The organism is Cryobacterium sp. TMT2-10 (genome assembly GCF_004403075.1).
Classification (GTDB): domain Bacteria; phylum Actinomycetota; class Actinomycetes; order Actinomycetales; family Microbacteriaceae; genus Cryobacterium; species Cryobacterium shii.
Window position 1 is genome coordinate 34,695 of the sequence record NZ_SOGW01000027.1, and the last position, 17,080, is coordinate 51,774.

Consider the following 17,080-nt stretch of genomic DNA (forward strand, 5'->3'; position numbering starts at 1 on the left):
GGGTGCGGGGATGCGGTCTACTTCTTGTTTCCCTGCGCCGCGACGGCGGCGGCGCCGGCGGCGGCGGCCTCCGGGTCGAGGTAGCGGCCGGGGCCGAGAGGCATCAGGTCTTCGCCCAGGCGGTAGACCAGCGGGATGCCGGTCGGGATGTTCAGCTCGGCGATGTCGGCGTCGCTGATGCCGTCAAGGTGCTTGACCAGGGCGCGCAGCGAGTTGCCGTGGGCGGTGACGAGCACCGTCCTGCCCGCGCGGAGGTCGGTCGAGATGTCGGATTCCCAGTAGGGCAGCATCCGGTCGACGACGTCGCTGAGGCATTCGGTGCGCGGCAGGTCGTCGCCGAGGTTCGCGTAACGCACGTCGTGCGCCTGGGACCAGGGGGAATCGTCGGCCAGCACGGGCGGCGGCACGTCGAACGAGCGACGCCAGAGCTGGAACTGTTCGGGGCCGAACTTGGCCAGCGTCTCCGCCTTGTCGAGGCCCTGCAGGGCGCCGTAGTGACGCTCGTTGAGGCGCCAGGAGCGCTTCACGTCGATCCACAGCCGGTCGGCTTCCTCGAGCGCGATGTTCGCGGTCTGGATGGCGCGGGTAAGTAATGAGGTGTGCAGGACGTCGGGCAGCAGGCCCGACTCGGCGAGAAGTTCACCGGCGCGCTTGGCTTCGGCGGCTCCCTGCTCGCTCAGCCTGACGTCCACCCAACCGGTGAAGAGGTTTTCCTGGTTCCATAGGCTTTGGCCGTGACGGAGAAGTATGAGGTTGTATGCATCTGACATGACTTCAACTCTACCGATGTGGCGGGCGCCGGGAGTAAGCGCGGCAGGCGGGACCTAACGACCGGGCGTGCGGATGCCCAGGCGCGGCAGCCGGGGGATCTCGGCGACCGACCCGGCCGACTGCGGCACGATCACTTCCTGCGCCGCGGCGACGGAGATGCCCTGGGACTGCACGTGCAGGGTGACCGTGGCCGGCACCGTGCGTTTGACCACGGCGAGCGCGATCGGCCCGAGCTCGTAGTGGATGGCGCTGGAGGTGATGATTCCGACGCCGCGGTGCTCCTCGGTTGCGTCCGGCAGCTTCCGCACCGCCTGGACCTCGTCACCGTGGGCGGGAAGGACCGAGTCCGAGCCGTCGAGGTGCAGCAGCACCAGGCGCCGGGGCGGGTGGCCGAGGTTGTGCACCTTCGCCACGGTCTCCTGCCCCCGGTAGCAGCCCTTATTGAGGTGCACCGCGGTGCGGAGCCAGTCGAGTTCGTGCGGCAGGGTCTTCTCGTCGACCTCGGTCGCCCGGCGTGGACGCCAGGCGGCGATCCGCAGGGCTTCGAGGGCGAGCAGGCCGGCGACGCCGACCGTGCCGTGGCGCACGGAGTCGCGCAGGGCGGGCAGGGTCGCGCGCGGCACCAGGACCTCGGTCCAGCGCCAGGCGGCTCCGGGGTGAGTGGGGGCATCCGCGTACTGGAAGCCACCGCTCGCGACCTGGTTCCAGGGGTCGTGCCAGACCAGCAGAACACCGTTCGGGGCCGCGGGGCTGAGGGGCAGCGCGGACACGTCCGCCGCCATCGACCCGATTACCGCGTAGGCGAGGGTGTGGTCGACGATCTGCACCCGCAGCGTGAACCGCATCTTGTCGAGCCACGCGTGCAGGCCGGGCAGCTGTGCCGATTCCAGGAGCAGCCAGGTCTCCACGCCGTCGTCGATGACCTGCATCGCGTACTCGACGCGGCCGGTCGGGTCGAGCAGGAGGGTCTCGGAGGATTCTCCCGCGGCCAGGTGGCGCAGCTCCTGGCTGGAGATCGAGTTGAGCCAGGTGAGCCGGTCCGGCCCGGCGACGCTCAGCACCCCGTAATGGGACAAGTCGACGATGGCCTCGCCGGCGAGCAGGCGGCGCTGTTCGGTGAGGGGGCCGCCGTAGTGCGCGGCCACGCCGGCGTCGATCCCGTCGGCCTGCACGGCGCCGTCGAGTTCGAGCAGCGGGGACACGTTTTCCGAGGGCACGTTTTCTGAGGGCACGGATGCGGCGGTCATGGCGCTCTTTCCAGCTGGTTATTCGACGCGCTTGAGGCGTCCGGAGGCGTGCGTTCGCAGGCTCTGGCCGAGTGCGGCGATGTCCCAGGCCCAGAGCAGGTGGCCGTCGACCAGGCCGTAGAGCCTCGTCGCGGCGGAGTAGGGTTTAGCGCCCTGGGTGCGCATCACGGCATCCGTCGCGAGGTCGATCCGCGGACCCTTGACCTCGCCGAGGTAGATCTCCGCGACACCGCCGGGGTGCACGATGGTCACGTCGATGTCGAAACCGCCATCCGCGTTGCGGAGCGTTTCCACCGCCGACGCCGTCACGAACGGATGCGCGCCCTCCGCTGGCAGCAGGCCGGGACCCGGGTCGCCGGCGCCCTGGGGGCGGCTCAGCCGCCAGTACCCGGTTTCGGTCATCAGTGGGGTCTTCTCACCGTTGTCGGAGCCGGGTTCCGGCTCGAGCCAGGTGTACGAGCTGTAGTTCAGGTGCGGCAGGCCGTCATGGCTGAAACTGAGCCGGTGGCCGAACTCGCGGCTGACCGACTCCTCGCCGACGACATAGTCGAGCACTCCCGAGCCCTCCCAGACACCGAGCAGCCACGACAGTGGAACGAGTTCGGCGGGGAGCTGGGTGGGGAGCTCGAACATCGAAGGTTACCGCTGCCCCCGGAACAGCTTGAACAGGACCATGCCGGAGACCCAGGCGATCGACAGGCTCGCCAGCGCGAGAAGCCCCAGGAAGAAGATTTCGAGTGCAAGGGTAGACATGCGTTCACTCTATCCCGCCGCGGGAGGTTCGATTACTAGACGAGGCCAATCAGGGCGAAGATTCCGGAGGCGACCGCGAGCACGACCACCGCTCCGGCCAGGCTCCGCGTCACACGGTCCACGTAGCCGTCCTTACGGCCGGTGGCCAGTTGCACGCAGAGGGTTCCGATCACGCAGCCCGCGAAGGACAGGCCGACCCAGACCAGGTGCTGGCCGGGCAGGGACAACGCTCCCACCAGGACCGCGCACACGACGGCGAAGGCCCAGACCCCCACGACACTTCTCCACTGCCAGCTCACTCTCTTATTCTGCCCTGCCCGGCGATCATTCGGCGGCACGCTAGTATGGGGCCACGATCTTTGGAGGGTGCGCGTGGCCCAGTTGTTGATCCTGACCTCGGCGGTCAACACTGACGTTCTTCCCGCCCTCGCATTGCTGTCGCACAGCACACGCATCATTCCGGCCCAGCCGGATCAGCTCGTTCGTGCGCCCGATTCCGATCTGGTCCTGGTCGACGCGCGCACCAACCTGATCGGGGCCAAGTCCCTCTGCCAGATCCTCCGCACCACCGGGAGCCTGATGCCGGTGCTGCTGGTGATCACGGAAGGCGGTCTCGCGGCGGTGAGCCCGGACTGGGGCGTCGACGACGTCATCCTCGACACGGCCGGACCGGCCGAGGTGGACGCCCGCATCCGTCTGGCCGCCGGTCGTACCCCGCGGCCGGAGGAATCCGCCACCATCCGCGCGGCCGGCGTGGTCATCGACGAGGCCAGCTACTCGGCGAAGGTGCACGGCCGCCCGCTCGACCTCACCTACAAGGAGTTCGAGCTGCTGCGTTTCCTGGCCGCCCACCCGTCGCGGGTCTTCACCCGGGAGCAGCTGCTCAGCGAGGTCTGGGGCTACGACTACTTCGGCGGCACGCGCACGGTCGACGTGCACGTGCGACGGCTGCGCGCCAAGCTCGGCGACCAGGAATCGCTGATCGGCACGGTGCGCAACGTGGGCTACCGCTTCAACGTGACCGAGCAGGACGGGACCCGTGGCATTCATCCGGTCCGCGACTAACCTCTCCGACCCGGCCTTCGCGGCCGAGTTCGACCGCGTCGCCGCGGCGGCGACGGCCCACGACGACTACCAGCCGTTCAACGAGCAGGCCCGATTCGACCTGGCCTCCGGGCGGCGCACGCCGTTCCTCGTGACGAGCGGGGACGCGGACACCCACCCCGGGGACGCGGACACCGGCGTCGTGGGCGCGGGGATCATCGGCGCGGGCGAACTCGACCTCGTGATCGACCCCGCCGCCCGGCGGCTCGGGCACGGCGGCGACGCCCTCGGCCGGCTTTTGACGGATGCCCCGGGCGACCTCCGCCTGTGGTCACACGGTGACCACCCGGCGGCCCGGGCCCTGGCCGAACGCTTCGGGTTCGCCGCCGAACGCACCCTGCTGCAGCTGCGGAAGGACCTGACGGCCGCCCCGCCCGTTCCGGACGGGGCCGACCCGGCGAACCCGGCCCACCTCGCCCACCCGGCGGACGGCATCGTCATCGAGGCGTTCCGGCCCGGCACGCACGACGCGGACTGGGTGGCGCTCAACGCGCTCGTCTTCGCGAGCCACCCGGAACAGGGACTGATCACCGAGCAGGACCTCGCGGCCCGCCAGGCGGAATCCTGGTTCGACGCCGGCGACTTCCTGCTCGCCCGGGAGGCCGCGTCCGGCCGACTACTCGGCTACAACTGGCTCAAGGTGGAGCCCGGCTCCCCCGTCGGCGAAATCTACGTCATCGGCGTGCATCCGGATGCCGCCGGGCGCGGCCTCGGCCGCCGGCTCATGCAGGCCGGCCTCGACCGCCTCCGCGAACGCGGCTGCAGCACCGTGGATCTCTACGTGGAGGCCGACAGCGTCGCGGCGGTGAACCTGTACCGCTCCCTCGGTTTCACCGACCGAACGGTCGATGTGCAGTACCACCGACACATTCGTTAGCCGGTGTTCATGCCGGATCGTCGCATCCGTGTGCCTCACAGTGTCAAGATGGGGAGATGGACGGCGATAACATCCAGACCGAATCGGGACTGGGCAGCGACTTTGACGACGACTTCGATCCCCTGATCGGAGTGAACGATCCGGCGTTACCCAAGGAGCGGTACCTCGACCGCGAACTGAGCTGGCTGGCGTTCAACCAGCGGGTGCTCGAACTCGCCGAGGATCCCGACCTGCCGGCGCTGGAGCGGGCGAACTTCCTCGCCATCTTCGCCAGCAACCTGGACGAATTCTTCATGGTGCGGGTGGCCGGACTGAAACGGCGCATCCTCACCGGGCTGGCCGTGCCGACCAACATCGGGCGCGCACCCCAGGACGCCCTCTCCGACATCTCCGCCACGGCGCACGTGCTGCAGGACCGGCACGCCCACGCGTTCCAGGACCTCGTCAGCCCGGCCCTGGCCGAAGCCGGGATCGACATCGTCAACTGGGACACCCTGGACGAAGCCGACCGCCGTTCCCTGCGCGACTACTTCTCGAACCAGATCTTCCCGGTGCTGATGCCGCTCGCCGTCGATCCGGTGCACCCGTTCCCGTACATTTCGGGGCTCTCGCTCAACCTCGCCGTGCGCGTGCGCAACTCGAAGACCGGCAAGCAGGAGTTCGCCCGGCTCAAGGTGCCCACCATGCTCCCGCGCTTCGTGCGCGTGGACCGCCGGGAGAACGTCGACAGCGTGCGCTTCATCACCCTCGAGGACCTGATCGCGAACCACCTCGGCGACCTGTTCCCCGGCATGGACATCCTCGAACACCACGTCTTCCGGGTCACCCGCAACGAAGACGTCGAGATCGAAGAGGACGAGACCGAGAACCTGATCAAGGCCCTCGAGAAGGAGCTGCTGCGTCGCCGCTTCGGCCCGCCCATCCGCCTCGAGATCACCGAGGACATGGACGAGGTCACCCTCGGCCTGCTGGTGCGCGAGCTCGACGTGACCGAGCAGGAGGTCTACCGCCTGCCCGCGCCGCTCGACCTGGGCGGCCTGTTCGACCTGCGCATCGACCGGCCCGACCTGCGGTACGCCAAGCATGTCCCGACGACGGCCGTGCAGCTGCTCGCGCCCGAGCCCAACGCGGAACCGGACATCTTCAGCGCCATCGGCCGCCGGGACATCCTGCTGCACCACCCCTACGAGTCGTTCGCGACCAGCGTGCAGGCGTTCCTGGAGCAGGCCGCCGCCGACCCGAACGTGCTCGCCATCAAGCAGACCCTGTACCGCACCTCCGGGGACAGCCCCATCGTGGAAGCGCTCATCGCCGCCGCCGAATCCGGCAAGCAGGTGCTCGCGCTGGTCGAGATCAAGGCCCGCTTCGACGAGCAGGCGAACATCACCTGGGCCCGCAAGCTCGAAAAGGCCGGCGTGCACGTGGTCTACGGCCTCGTCGGCCTGAAGACCCACTGCAAGCTCGCCCTCGTCGTGCGGAACGAAGGCGGGGTGCTGCGCCACTACAGCCACATCGGCACCGGCAACTACAACCCCAAGACCAGCCGGATGTATGAGGACCTCGGTCTCCTGACTGCGGACCCGCAGGTCGGGAAGGACCTCACCCGGCTGTTCAACGAGCTCTCCGGCTACGCCATCGAGAAGAAGTTCAAGCGCCTGCTCGTGGCGCCGCTGCACCTGCGCCGAGGGCTGCTCAAGAGCATCGCGGCGGAGACCGCAGCCGCCCAGGCCGGCAAGCCCTCCGGCATCCGGATCAAGGTCAACTCCATGGTCGACGAGGCCATCATCGACGCTCTCTACCGGGCCAGCCAGGCCCGGGTGCCGGTCGAGATCTGGGTACGCGGCATCTGCAGTCTCAAACCGGGCGTGCCCGGGATGAGCGAGAACATCAAGGTGCGCTCCATCCTCGGCCGCTACCTCGAACACTCGCGGATCTTCTCCTTCCACACGAACGGCGACCCGCAGGTCTACATCGGCAGCGCCGACATGATGCACCGCAACCTCGACCGCCGCGTCGAGGCACTGGTGCGCCTGGTCGACCCTGACCACCTCACCGAAATCGACGCCCTCTTCACCCGGGCGATGGACGACCGCACCTCGTCGTGGTGGCTGGACAGCTCGGGCGAGTGGACCAGACACCACCAGGACGAATCCGGGCAGCCGCTCGACGACATGCAGAACAGGCTCATGCAACAAATCTCCCTCCGCAAGCGCCCAACGGGCCGTCGATGACCGACCCCGTCTACGCCGCCGGCGCCGTCTGCTGGCGTTTGATCGACGGCAAGATGAACGTCCTGCTGATCCACCGCACCGTGTACGGCGACGTGACCATTCCGAAGGGGAAACTCGATCCGGGTGAAACGCTGCCGCAGACGGCCGTGCGCGAGATCGAAGAGGAGACCGGGCTGGCCGTGGCCCTGGGGGTGCCGCTGGGCATCTCGGCCTACTCTCTGCTCAACGGACGCGAGAAGATCGTGCACTACTGGGCCGCGGAGGTCTCCCCGGAAGCCATCCAGCAGTCGACGTTCGTCCCGAACGGCGAGGTGGCCGCGATCGAGTGGGTCACCATCAAGAAGGCCCGAACCTACCTGAGCTACACGCCCGACGTCGACATCATCGACGCGTTCGCGAAACTCGTCGACACCGGCGTCACCCGCACGTTCGCCCTGATCGCGCTCCGGCACGCCAAGGCGGTGCAGCCGGGCAACTGGGACGGCACGGACAGCAGCAGGCCCCTCACCGAGCGGGGCGTGAAGCAGGCCACCGCCATCGTGCCCACGATCACCGCCTGGCAGCCGCGCCGGATCGTGTCGAGCACGGCGACCCGCTGTGTGACCACCGTCGCCCCGTTGGCCGCGGCCACGGGCATCCCGGTCAAGCGCACCGAGCGGTACAGTCAGGACGCGTTCGAGCAGGGCACCGCGGATGTGCGGTCCGGCATCGGCAAGCGGGTGCGGTCGCGCAAGACGGCCGTCATCTGCAGCCACGGGCCGGTGCTGCCGAAGATCCTGCACGAGATCGCCCTCGCCACGGGCAGCACATACGGTTCCTACATTTCGGATGCCGCGGCGCTGGAAACGGGATCGTTCTCGGTCGTGCACCTCTCCGCCGACAATCCGAGCGCCGGGATCGTCGCGATCGAAACCCACTCGCCCGCGGTCTGACCGGGCATTCCTTCAACGCGTGGTGGCGGACCCATAGCGGCCCGCCACGATGCGTTAACCTTCCGTTCACCTGCGTGCAGGGGTGTCGTTAACCACGAGGAATAGTGTCTCCCCGAGGCCAGCACCGGTCTCGACTACGCAGTCATTTTCTTTGCAGTCAACCCTCGAAAGGGATCCTTGTGAACTTCACGCGTTTTGGCCGACCCGCGGTCATCGCCGTCGTTGCCGCTCTTGCACTGTCTTCTTGTGCCTCGAACGAATCCGCCACTCCTGCCAGCACCGAGGGCGCTGCCAGCGCTCTCACCGGCACCCTCACCGGCGCCGGTTCCTCCGCGCAGGGCTCGGCCCAGGAAGCCTGGATCGCAGCGTTCCAGACGGCCAACCCCGACGTCACGGTCAACTACGACCCGTCCGGCTCCGGCGCCGGCCGCGAAACCTTCATCGGCGGCGGCTCCGACTTCGCCGGCAGTGACTCCTACCTCAAGGACGAAGAGCTGGCCGGCACGTTCGCCGCCTGCGCTCCCGGCTCCTCGGCCGTCGACCTCCCGGTCTACATCTCCCCGATCGCCGTGATCTTCAACGTCGAGGGCGTCAAAGACCTCAACCTGGACTCCGGCACGCTCGCCAAGATCTTCAAGGGCGAGATCACGACCTGGAACGACCCGGCCATCGCCGCGTTGAACCCGAAGGCGACGCTCCCCGCGACCGCGATCACCGCCGTGCACCGCTCGGACGACTCCGGCACCACCAAGAACTTCACGGACTACCTGTTCCAGACCGCCCCCGACGTGTGGACCGATGCACCGGCCGACCCGTTCCCGCTGCAGTCCGGTGAGGGCGCCAAGGGCACCTCCGGTGTCGTCGACGCCGTCACCAACGGCGTGGGCACCATCGGCTACGCGGATGCCTCGAAGGCCGGCGACCTCGGCGTCGCCAAGATCAAGGTCGGCGACAAGTTCGTCGGCTACACGGCCGATGCTGCTGCCGCCGTCGTCGCCGACTCGCCCCTCGTCGAAGGCCGCGACAAGAGCGACCTCGCCATCAAGATCAACCGTCTCACCACGGACCCGACGCACTACCCGCTCGTTCTCGTGAGCTACGCCGTCGTCTGCACCGAGTACGCCGACGCAGCACAGGGCGAACTGGTCAAGGCCTACGTCAGCTACATGGCCGGCTCCGACGGCCAGTCCGTCGCCGCATCCGCCGGTGGCGCCGCGCCGCTGTCGACCGAACTCGCCGACAAGGTCTCCGCAGTTCTCGCCACCATCAAGTAACACTCGTCACCAGCATCACCTCAGGTCAGCCCGGTTCGGGAGGCGTCGCATTGCATGCGCCTCCCGGACCGGGCAGACTGAGGTTTGTGGCCAGCGGCTCGAACCTCCCCCACACTCACCACCTCACCACCTCAGGGAGATGCCAGGCATGACCACCGCAGTTGCCCGTGGAACGATCCGGGCGCCTCAGCGCCCGGGCGACCGCATCTTCTCCACCGCCACGGTGGTCTCCGGCGGCCTGATCCTCGCCGTGCTCGCCTCCGTTGCCGCCTTCCTGCTGGTGCAGAGCCTCCCCGCCTTCGTGGCCAAGCCGGAGGACTTCACCGGCGGCTACACCAACTTCTGGTCCTACGTCTGGCCGCTCGCCTTCGGCACGCTCTGGTCCGCGTTCCTGGCCCTGCTCATCGCCGTTCCACTGGCCATCGGCATCGCGCTGTTCATCTCCCACTACGCTCCCCGCAAGCTCTCGCAGGGACTGGGCTACATCGTCGACCTGCTCGCCGCCGTGCCATCCGTGGTCTTCGGCCTCTGGGGCATCGGCGTTCTCGCGCCGCTGCTGCAGCCCTTCTACGCCACCCTGGTGGCATGGTTCGGCTGGATCCCGCTCTTCGCCGGTCCCGTCTCCGGCACCGGCCGCACGATCCTGACGGTCGCGATCGTGCTGGCCGTCATGGTGCTGCCGATCATCACCGCCCTGTGCCGGGAGATCTTCCTGCAGACCCCCGTTCTCTACGAGGAGGCGTCCCTCGCCCTCGGAGCGACCCGCTGGGAAATGATCGCGATGGCCGTGCTGCCCTTCGGCCGCTCCGGAATCATCTCGGCGTCGATGCTCGGACTGGGCCGCGCGCTGGGTGAGACGATGGCCGTGGCCATGGTGCTCTCACCCAGCTCCCAGGTGGTCTTCCAGCTGCTCACCTCGCAGAACCCCACCACGATCGCCGCCAACATCGCCCTGAACTTCCCGGAGGCGCACGGGACCGGCGTGAACATCCTGCTGGCTACCGGCCTGGTGCTCTTCGTGATCACGCTGGCCGTGAACATGGTCGCCCGCCTGATCATCAACCGCCGCAAGGCCTTCTCGGGAGCGAACTGATGAGCACGACCACCATGGCGGCGCCCATGACGAACTCGCTCACGGCCGGCAAGCTTCCGAAGCACTCGGGCCTCGCCGTGCTGCTGGGCAGCTGGCTGGTCACCGCCGCGGTGTTCTTCGTGGTGCAGCTCTCCGGAGCCAGCGAGAGCTTCAACATCGCCGGCACGCTCTTCTTCGGCACGGTGCTCTACTGCGTCGCGATCTACCTGCTGTCCTACTTCGTCGAGGGCGTGCGCAAGGCCAAGGACCGTCTGGTCACCGCCCTGGTCACCGCCGCCTTCGTGGTGGCCCTGCTCCCGCTCATCTCCCTGGTGGCCACCACGGTGATCAACGGCCTGCCCGCCTTCCTCACCCCGACGTTCTTCACGGCGTCCCAGCGCAACGTGGTCGGCGCGGGTGGCGGCGCCCTGCACGCCGTGATGGGCACGCTGCTGATCACGGGAGTCGCCACCCTCATCTCGGTGCCGATCGGGCTGCTCACGGCGATCTACCTGACCGAGTACGGCCGGGGCCGGCTGTCTCGGGCGATCACCTTCTTCGTCGACGTGATGACGGGCATCCCCTCGATCGTCGCGGGCCTCTTCGCCTTCGCCCTGTTCTCCCTGCTGTTCAACGACCCGGGCATCCGGTTCGGTTTCGGTGGCGCGATCGCCCTGTCGGTGCTGATGATCCCGGTGGTCGTGCGCTCGAGCGAGGAGATGCTCAAGCTCGTGCCGAACGAGCTGCGCGAGGCCGCGTACGCGCTCGGCGTGCCGAAGTGGCTGACCATCCTGAAGGTCGTTCTGCCCACCTCCTTGGCCGGTATCGTCACCGGCATCATGATCTCGATCGCACGCGTGATCGGCGAGACCGCGCCGCTGCTGATCATCTCCGGGTTCACGGCGAGCATGAACTACGACCTGTTCAACGAGCGCATGATGACCCTTCCGGTGTTCGTGTACACGCAGTACGCCAACCAGGGCGCTGACACCCAGGCCTACCTGGACCGGGCCTGGGCCGGCGCGCTCACCCTCGTCCTGATCGTGATGCTGCTGAACGCCCTCGCCCGCATCATCGCCAAACTCTTCTCCCCCAAGCTCGGCCGCTAGGCTCCACCGGCGGCCGCTGGCCGTCCAACTCGAAGGAATGCATGTCCAAGCGCATTGAAGTCAACGACCTCAACGTCTATTACAGCAAGTTCTTGGCTGTCGAAGGCGTGTCGCTGACGATCGAGCCTCGCACCGTGACGGCCCTGATCGGGCCCAGCGGGTGCGGCAAGTCCACGTTCCTGCGCACCCTCAACCGCATGCACGAGGTCATCCCGGGGGCCTACGTCACCGGCGAGGTGCTCATCGACGGCAACAACCTCTACGGCCCCGGCGTGGACCCGGTGCTCGTGCGCCGGCAGGTCGGGATGGTGTTCCAGCGCCCGAACCCGTTCCCCACCATGTCGATCGGCGACAACGTGCTGGCCGGCGTGAAACTCAACAACCGCCGGATGGCCAAGACCGACGCCGACGACCTGATCGAGAAGTCCCTGCAGGGTGCGAACCTCTGGAACGAGGTCAAGGACCGGCTCGACAAGCCCGGCTCGAGCCTCTCCGGCGGTCAGCAGCAGCGCCTCTGCATCGCGCGGGCGATCGCAGTGCAGCCCGACGTCATCCTGATGGACGAGCCCTGCTCGGCCCTCGACCCGATCTCGACGCTCGCGATCGAGGACCTGATCGAGGAGATGAAGTCCGAATACACGATCGTGATCGTCACTCACAACATGCAGCAGGCATCCCGGGTCTCCGACCGCACCGGCTTCTTCAACATCGCCGGCACCGGCAAGCCCGGCAAGCTGATCGAGTACGACGACACGACCACGATCTTCTCCAACCCGAGCATTCAGGCCACCGAGGACTACGTCTCCGGCCGCTTCGGCTAACCCGCCGCCCACCCCGGCTCGCCCCGCACGAGGGCCTGCCCCGAACGAATTCGACGGAGATTTTGGCCAAAACGCGCCAAAATCGCCTGATCCGGCCCCGTGGGAGCAGAATCTCCGTCGAATTGGTTCGGGCGGGGCTCAGGTGGTGCGGGCCAGGAGGTGCCGGTTCAGGGCGAGGGTGCGCTCCGGGTCGGTCGGCAGGGACTGCCCGTCGAGTTCGGTGACGTGCACGGCCATCCGGATGCTGGACACCAGCCAGACCGCGTCCGCCGCCCGCAGCTCCGGGGCGGTCAGGTCACGGTACTCCGTGCGCTCCCCGGCCGCCTGCAGGTATTCGAAGACGCTCTGCTGGGTCGTTCCGTGCAGGATGGCCCCGCTCGGCACCGGCGTGACGTAGACCCCGCCGGACCGGATGACGACGCTCGAGGTGGGGCCCTCCAGCACAAACCCGTCATGGGTGAGGAAGATCGTGTCGTCGGCGCCGCGGCGCTTCGCCTCCCGCAGCGCCGCCATGTTCACCGCGTAGCTGAGGGTTTTGGCCCCCATCAGCAGCCACGGGGCCTGCTCGGCCACGCCCCGCGGATAGCCGCGGTCCAGCGTGACCGCACGCACGCCATCCGTGCGGACGGGCCCGAAGTCGGGCGCCGCGGTCGCCTGCAGCCAGGCCGTGGCGACCGGACCGGGTTCGACCCCGCGGCTGAGCACGATCTTCAGCGCGATCTCGCCCGTGCGCGGCAGCCGCTCCATGGCATGCGTGATCGCGGCGAACCACTGGGCGACGTTGGGCGCCGGCAACTCGCAGATCTCGGCGGAGTTGCAGAGCCGACCGATGTGCGGTCCCACCTCCTGCGGGGACCCGTCGATGAACCCCAGGGTTTCGAAGATCCCGTCCCCGCGCTGGGCGCTGAGGTCGTCCACGCGCAGGGCGGGCGCGTCGGAGTTCACCTCATGGAACGTGTCGCTGAAATCCGTGCGGGGTGAATCGGCCGGAACCGGGTCGATCAGCAGCGTGAATGGCAGTGTCATACGCCGAGCATAAACGATGCGTCAGGAACTCTGGATGGCGACAATCGGGTCGGTGGTGGGCTGACGGGAGCCGCCGCGGGGTTCCACGGTGACGCCGATCGTGTCTCCCGCCGTCATGCTGCCGTCCAGCACGCGCCAGACGGTGCCCGCGCCGGAGGAGTCGAAGGTGCCCGCCGGGACCGCGCCGTCGCCCCCGATGTACCAGAGCTGGTAGTCCTTGTCGGAGGGCAGGGACGGCAGGTCGTCGACCAGCAGCGCCGAAAGGTGGCGCTCGCTGGACCAGACCAGGGTGGCCGGATGCCCGTCGGCCGTGGTCGTCGACGCCCGCTGCGAATCCGGGGCGGCGTTGATCTGGGCCAGGCCGGCGGCCTGCTGCTGCTCGAACTGGTTCGTGTTGAAGGCCTGCCCGGCGAATCCGCCGGCCACGAACAGCGCCACGGCCGCTGCGGCGGCCAGCAGGAGTCCGACCGGGCGCTGGAACCAGCGGCTGCGGGCCCGCTGCGCGGCCGCCCCGCCGATCGGGGTCACGGTCGCGGGGGCATCCGCGGGGGCATCCGTCGTCTCGGGCTTCGTCGTCTCAGGCCTCGTCTGAGCGGGCTTAAGCGTCTCGGGCCGGGCGGCCTCGGTCGCGCCCGGTTCGGCCTGCGGGGCAGCGACCGGAGCGACCGCAGCCGCCGGACCGGCCAGCGCGGGCAGCTGGGGTGTCGCCGCGAGCTCGGCCATCAGCGAGGCCTTCAGCCCCGGGGTGGGCTGCACGGGCGCCGCGGCCAGACCCAGCGCGACGGCGGTGTCGCCGAGCTCGGCAGCCTCAATCCGGGCCTGCTCCGATTCGGCGAGGTGCTTCTCGTAGGCGGCGGCGTCGTCAGCGCCGAGCGCGTTCAGGGCGTAGGCGCCGGCCAGGTCGCCCGGGTTGTCGCCGCGTTCGACGCCGTTCTGGCGGGTGTTCTCGCTCATGACGCCACGCCCAATTCGTCGCGCAGCCGGATCATGCCGTCTCGCAACCTCGTCTTCACCGTTCCGAGCGGGATCTGCAACCGCTCGGCCACTTCACTCTGGCTGAGGCCGCCGTAGTAGGCGAGGCTGATCGCCTGACGTTGCAGTTGCGTCAATCTGGACATCGCCTTCTCCACCCTTTCGTGCTCGAGCCGTACTTCCACTGTTTCGGATACCTCGTCGTAGGCGACCGCGAGGTCGCGGATGCCGATCTTCGTGTCACGATCGCGACTGGCCTGCGACGACCGGATCCGGTCGACGGCGCGCCGGTGCGCCATCGTCAGAATCCAGGTCGAGGCGCCGCCACGCTGAACCTCATACCGTGTCGCCGACTGCCAGATTTCCAGGAAGATCTCCTGGGTCACCTCTTCCGACTGGGCGGGATCGACCAGCAACCGTCTGACCAGACCCAGCACGCGTGGTGCCATCTGGTCGTACAGCTCGCCGAACGCCGCTTCGTCCCCCCGCGCCACCCGGCCGAGGAGTTGTTCCTTGGATTCCGGGACCGTCGACTCTAGGTCGAAGTCGAAGTCAGCAGTCATGAGAACAAGCATGTCAGGTCTTTTCCCGTTCCATGACTGAGGTTCGGGGCCGAGTCCGGATCGGATTGGTCACGATTGCGACCGCAGACCGCGGGGAGGACGAGTGAAGGCCGGGCCGCAGAACGCCTCTCGGCGCGAGGCCGCTCAAAGCGGCGAATATTGGAGCCCGGGGTTACTGCGGCCCGACCAGGATCCAGTGTAAACGACGCGGCCGGCGAATTCGTCTAGTCCAGCGACTCGCTGCGCCACAGCCGGGCGCAGGAACCGAACTCCTGCGCGGTGGTCGAGAAGCGCAGGGCGCGGGTGGTGAGTTCGGTCGACCGCACCGGCTGCGTCGTCTCCAGGTCGTCGGCGATGCTCGTGCACCCGACGGAGGTGACGCGGCAGAACGCCGCCGCCCGGTCCAGCGCCACGGCGAAGTCGCCGGTGAAGATGCCCCGCAGGATCTGGTCGGCCAGGGCGATGATCTCCCCCGGCCCCGTGGGCGCCACGGCGCCCGCGACCAGCGGATCGATGGCGACCGTGACCTCGGTTCCGCGCTGGTACAGGAACGCGGTGCCTTCCGGATCCTGACGGATCAGCAGCCGCACCAGGTAGAGCCGCCAGAGCGCGCCCGGGAGACTGCGCGGCGTCGCCCGTGACCACAGCTCGGCCACGGCGTCGATGCCGTGCTCGTCGGTGTAGGCCACGAGGCGATCCACGACGGCCGGGTCAGGGTCGCGGCGCACGCGCGCCAGAAGAGCGTGCGCCGTTTCGTGCGCGACCCGGCTGATCAGCGCAGGGTCCTCGCCCCCCTGGAAGGATTCGAATTTGCTGCCGGAGAACTGGGTCGGCTTGTGGAAGTCTTCGGCCATCGCATCCTCCTGTGTGTTCGCTGTGGGCGCATCCGTCTCGACGCTTGCGGGACGTTCTCTCACGGTACCGAGAAAAACCCTCGGGCAATCCCCTGTACATTATTAACCGCGGGCCTCTAGCTCAGTTGGTAGAGCAAAGGACTTTTAATCCTTGGGTCGTCGGTTCGAGCCCGACGGGGCCCACTTTCTTCATTCGGGGCATGCAACCTGAGATGGAATTCGCGATGACCTTCCAGACGCTGGCGATCATCTCCGTGGTGGCATTGCTCGGCCCGTTGCTGGCGATCCCCCGCCGGTGGAGCCTGCCGGTGATGTTCGGGCAGCTGCTGGCCGGCATCCTCGTGGGCCAGACCGGGCTCCGGCTCGTGGATCCGACCGATCCGACGCTCACCTTCCTGGCGGACGTGGGCTTCGCCCTGATGATGTTCGTCGCCGGCAGCCACGTGCCTATGCGGGACGGGCAGCTTCGCTCCGCGCTCGGTACGGGTGTGGCCCGTGCCGGCCTGGTCCTGGTTCCCGCCGTCATCCTCGGCGTCGGCATTGCCGCCCTGTTCGGCACCCTGCACGCCCCGCTGTACGTCGTGCTGATCGCGTCGTCGTCCGCCGCCCTGGTACTGCCGATCGTGCAGTCCCTGCGGCTGCGCGGTACCCCGCTCCTGCAGCTGACGGCCCAGGTGGCCGTCGCCGACATCGCCGCGATCATCGCGCTCCCCCTCGCGATCGATCCGCCCAACGCCGCACGCACGGCCCTGGGCGCGCTCATCGTCTCGGCCGCGGCCCTGTCCCTGTATCTGGTGCTGTCCTGGCTGGAGCGGAACGGATCGCGGATCGCGGTGCACCATCTGTCGGAGCAACGCAAGTTCGCCCTCGAACTCAGGCTCCAGCTGGCCACCCTGTTCGCGATGGCCGCCCTCGCCGTGTACCGCAATGTGTCGATCATGCTCGCTGGCTTCTCGTTCGGACTCGCGGTCGCGGCGGTCGGCGAGCCGCGTCGGCTGGCCCGGCAGCTGTTCGCCCTCGCGGACGGATTCCTGGGGCCTCTGTTCTTCGTCTGGCTCGGCGCTTCCCTCAACCTGCTCGACCTGGTCGACCATCCGCAGATGATCCTGCTGGGGCTGCTGCTCGGCGGTGGGGCGCTGCTGGCCCACATCGTCACGCGGCTGCTCGGGCAGGAGCTCCCGCTCGGCGTCTTGTCCGCGGCCCAGCTCGGGGTGCCCGTCGCGGCCGTGACGATCGGCACCCGGTCAGACCTGCTGCTGCCCGGCGAAGGGGCGGCCGTGATCCTCGGGGCGCTCATCACCGTCGTGGCCTCCGCACTCGCGGGCGGCCGGGCAGCCAAGAAGCAGGCCCGGGCGGCGGAGACGACCCCCGCAGCACCCTGACCGGCCCCGCACGGATGCTCTGCCCGGGAATTCCCGGCCCGCACCCAGCGTTGACACGGTCAGCGCTCGGGTAGCCCCTTCATACTTCACGT

At 68.4% G+C, this 17,080-nt stretch carries 17 protein-coding genes and 1 tRNA gene; 10 read left to right on the plus strand and 8 right to left on the minus strand.

Going from position 1 to position 17,080, the window contains the following annotated elements:
• Positions 1-17 precede the first annotated feature (17 nt).
• The 4 genes from E3T37_RS02575 to E3T37_RS02590 form a co-directional block, all read right to left on the minus strand.
• Positions 18-770: a phosphoglyceromutase gene (locus E3T37_RS02575; RefSeq protein ID WP_134365289.1), complete on the minus strand. Its 753-nt coding sequence runs from the start codon at positions 768-770 to the stop codon at positions 18-20.
• Positions 771-824: 54 nt separating this feature from the next.
• Complete coding sequence (locus E3T37_RS02580; protein WP_134365290.1) at positions 825-2,018, minus strand: folate-binding protein YgfZ; 1,194 nt, start codon at positions 2,016-2,018, stop codon at positions 825-827.
• 18 nt (positions 2,019-2,036) lie between these two features.
• Positions 2,037-2,651: an FABP family protein gene (locus E3T37_RS02585; RefSeq protein WP_134365291.1), complete on the minus strand. Its 615-nt coding sequence runs from the start codon at positions 2,649-2,651 to the stop codon at positions 2,037-2,039.
• 155 nt (positions 2,652-2,806) lie between these two features.
• Positions 2,807-3,070, minus strand: coding sequence for a hypothetical protein (locus tag E3T37_RS02590; protein WP_134365292.1), 264 nt, complete (start codon positions 3,068-3,070; stop codon positions 2,807-2,809).
• A 73-nt stretch (positions 3,071-3,143) separates the two neighbouring features.
• Between E3T37_RS02590 and E3T37_RS02595 the strand changes: the two genes are divergently transcribed.
• The 8 genes from E3T37_RS02595 (at position 3,144) to pstB (ending at position 12,191) form a co-directional block, all read left to right on the plus strand.
• Positions 3,144-3,836 (plus strand): response regulator transcription factor, encoded by a 693-nt coding sequence (locus E3T37_RS02595; RefSeq protein WP_241976268.1) that lies wholly within the window; start codon positions 3,144-3,146, stop codon positions 3,834-3,836.
• On the plus strand, positions 3,811-4,752 hold the full coding sequence (gene mshD, locus E3T37_RS02600) for a mycothiol synthase (protein ID WP_134365293.1): 942 nt from the start codon (positions 3,811-3,813) through the stop codon (positions 4,750-4,752). Before E3T37_RS02595 ends, mshD begins: the two co-directional genes overlap by 26 nt.
• Positions 4,753-4,808: 56 nt before the next feature.
• Entirely contained in the window at positions 4,809-6,983 is a 2,175-nt protein-coding gene (locus tag E3T37_RS02605) for an RNA degradosome polyphosphate kinase (protein WP_134365294.1), read from the plus strand.
• A complete protein-coding gene (locus E3T37_RS02610; RefSeq protein WP_134365295.1) occupies positions 6,980-7,915 on the plus strand; it encodes an NUDIX domain-containing protein in 936 nt (311 codons plus the stop codon). Before E3T37_RS02605 ends, E3T37_RS02610 begins: the two co-directional genes overlap by 4 nt.
• A gap of 179 nt (positions 7,916-8,094) precedes the next feature.
• Positions 8,095-9,189 carry a phosphate ABC transporter substrate-binding protein PstS gene (gene pstS, locus E3T37_RS02615; RefSeq protein ID WP_134365296.1) on the plus strand — a complete coding sequence of 365 codons (1,095 nt, stop codon included), beginning with the start codon at positions 8,095-8,097 and terminating at the stop codon, positions 9,187-9,189.
• Positions 9,190-9,337: 148 nt separating this feature from the next.
• A complete protein-coding gene (pstC, locus tag E3T37_RS02620) occupies positions 9,338-10,282 on the plus strand; it encodes a phosphate ABC transporter permease subunit PstC (RefSeq protein ID WP_134365297.1) in 945 nt (314 codons plus the stop codon).
• Positions 10,282-11,370, plus strand: a complete 1,089-nt coding sequence (gene pstA / locus E3T37_RS02625) for a phosphate ABC transporter permease PstA (RefSeq protein WP_134365298.1) — start codon at positions 10,282-10,284, stop codon at positions 11,368-11,370. Before pstC ends, pstA begins: the two co-directional genes overlap by 1 nt.
• 41 nt (positions 11,371-11,411) lie before the next feature.
• Positions 11,412-12,191: a phosphate ABC transporter ATP-binding protein PstB gene (gene pstB / locus E3T37_RS02630; protein WP_134365299.1), complete on the plus strand. Its 780-nt coding sequence runs from the start codon at positions 11,412-11,414 to the stop codon at positions 12,189-12,191.
• A gap of 138 nt (positions 12,192-12,329) precedes the next feature.
• Here the strand turns inward: pstB and E3T37_RS02635 are convergent, their stop codons facing one another.
• The 4 genes from E3T37_RS02635 to E3T37_RS02650 form a co-directional block, all read right to left on the minus strand.
• A complete protein-coding gene (locus tag E3T37_RS02635) occupies positions 12,330-13,217 on the minus strand; it encodes an aminodeoxychorismate lyase (RefSeq protein ID WP_134365300.1) in 888 nt (295 codons plus the stop codon).
• Positions 13,218-13,238: 21 nt separating this feature from the next.
• Positions 13,239-14,171 carry an anti-sigma factor gene (locus E3T37_RS02640; RefSeq protein WP_134365301.1) on the minus strand — a complete coding sequence of 311 codons (933 nt, stop codon included), beginning with the start codon at positions 14,169-14,171 and terminating at the stop codon, positions 13,239-13,241.
• Complete coding sequence (gene sigK / locus E3T37_RS02645; RefSeq protein ID WP_241976266.1) at positions 14,168-14,752, minus strand: ECF RNA polymerase sigma factor SigK; 585 nt, start codon at positions 14,750-14,752, stop codon at positions 14,168-14,170. Before sigK ends, E3T37_RS02640 begins: the two co-directional genes overlap by 4 nt.
• 224 nt (positions 14,753-14,976) lie before the next feature.
• Complete coding sequence (locus E3T37_RS02650; RefSeq protein ID WP_134365315.1) at positions 14,977-15,606, minus strand: DNA-directed RNA polymerase subunit beta; 630 nt, start codon at positions 15,604-15,606, stop codon at positions 14,977-14,979.
• A gap of 110 nt (positions 15,607-15,716) precedes the next feature.
• Between E3T37_RS02650 and E3T37_RS02655 the strand changes: the two genes are divergently transcribed.
• A tRNA-Lys gene (locus E3T37_RS02655) sits at positions 15,717-15,789 on the plus strand.
• 17 nt (positions 15,790-15,806) lie between these two features.
• Positions 15,807-16,988, plus strand: coding sequence for a cation:proton antiporter (locus tag E3T37_RS02660; protein WP_134365303.1), 1,182 nt, complete (start codon positions 15,807-15,809; stop codon positions 16,986-16,988).
• The last annotated feature ends 92 nt before the right edge of the window (positions 16,989-17,080 follow it).

Coding starts and splice junctions, on each gene's coding strand:
- E3T37_RS02585 (WP_134365291.1), bottom strand. CDS start 2,651: ATGTTCGAGCTCCCCACCCAGCTCCCCGCCGAACTCGTTCCACTGTCG.
- E3T37_RS02640 (WP_134365301.1), bottom strand. CDS start 14,171: ATGAGCGAGAACACCCGCCAGAACGGCGTCGAACGCGGCGACAACCCG.
- E3T37_RS02575 (WP_134365289.1), bottom strand. CDS start 770: ATGTCAGATGCATACAACCTCATACTTCTCCGTCACGGCCAAAGCCTA.
- sigK (WP_241976266.1), bottom strand. CDS start 14,752: ATGACTGCTGACTTCGACTTCGACCTAGAGTCGACGGTCCCGGAATCC.
- E3T37_RS02605 (WP_134365294.1), top strand. CDS start 4,809: ATGGACGGCGATAACATCCAGACCGAATCGGGACTGGGCAGCGACTTT.
- pstB (WP_134365299.1), top strand. CDS start 11,412: ATGTCCAAGCGCATTGAAGTCAACGACCTCAACGTCTATTACAGCAAG.
- E3T37_RS02660 (WP_134365303.1), top strand. CDS start 15,807: ATGCAACCTGAGATGGAATTCGCGATGACCTTCCAGACGCTGGCGATC.
- E3T37_RS02610 (WP_134365295.1), top strand. CDS start 6,980: ATGACCGACCCCGTCTACGCCGCCGGCGCCGTCTGCTGGCGTTTGATC.
- E3T37_RS02635 (WP_134365300.1), bottom strand. CDS start 13,217: ATGACACTGCCATTCACGCTGCTGATCGACCCGGTTCCGGCCGATTCA.
- pstA (WP_134365298.1), top strand. CDS start 10,282: ATGAGCACGACCACCATGGCGGCGCCCATGACGAACTCGCTCACGGCC.
- E3T37_RS02580 (WP_134365290.1), bottom strand. CDS start 2,018: ATGACCGCCGCATCCGTGCCCTCAGAAAACGTGCCCTCGGAAAACGTG.
- pstC (WP_134365297.1), top strand. CDS start 9,338: ATGACCACCGCAGTTGCCCGTGGAACGATCCGGGCGCCTCAGCGCCCG.
- E3T37_RS02650 (WP_134365315.1), bottom strand. CDS start 15,606: ATGGCCGAAGACTTCCACAAGCCGACCCAGTTCTCCGGCAGCAAATTC.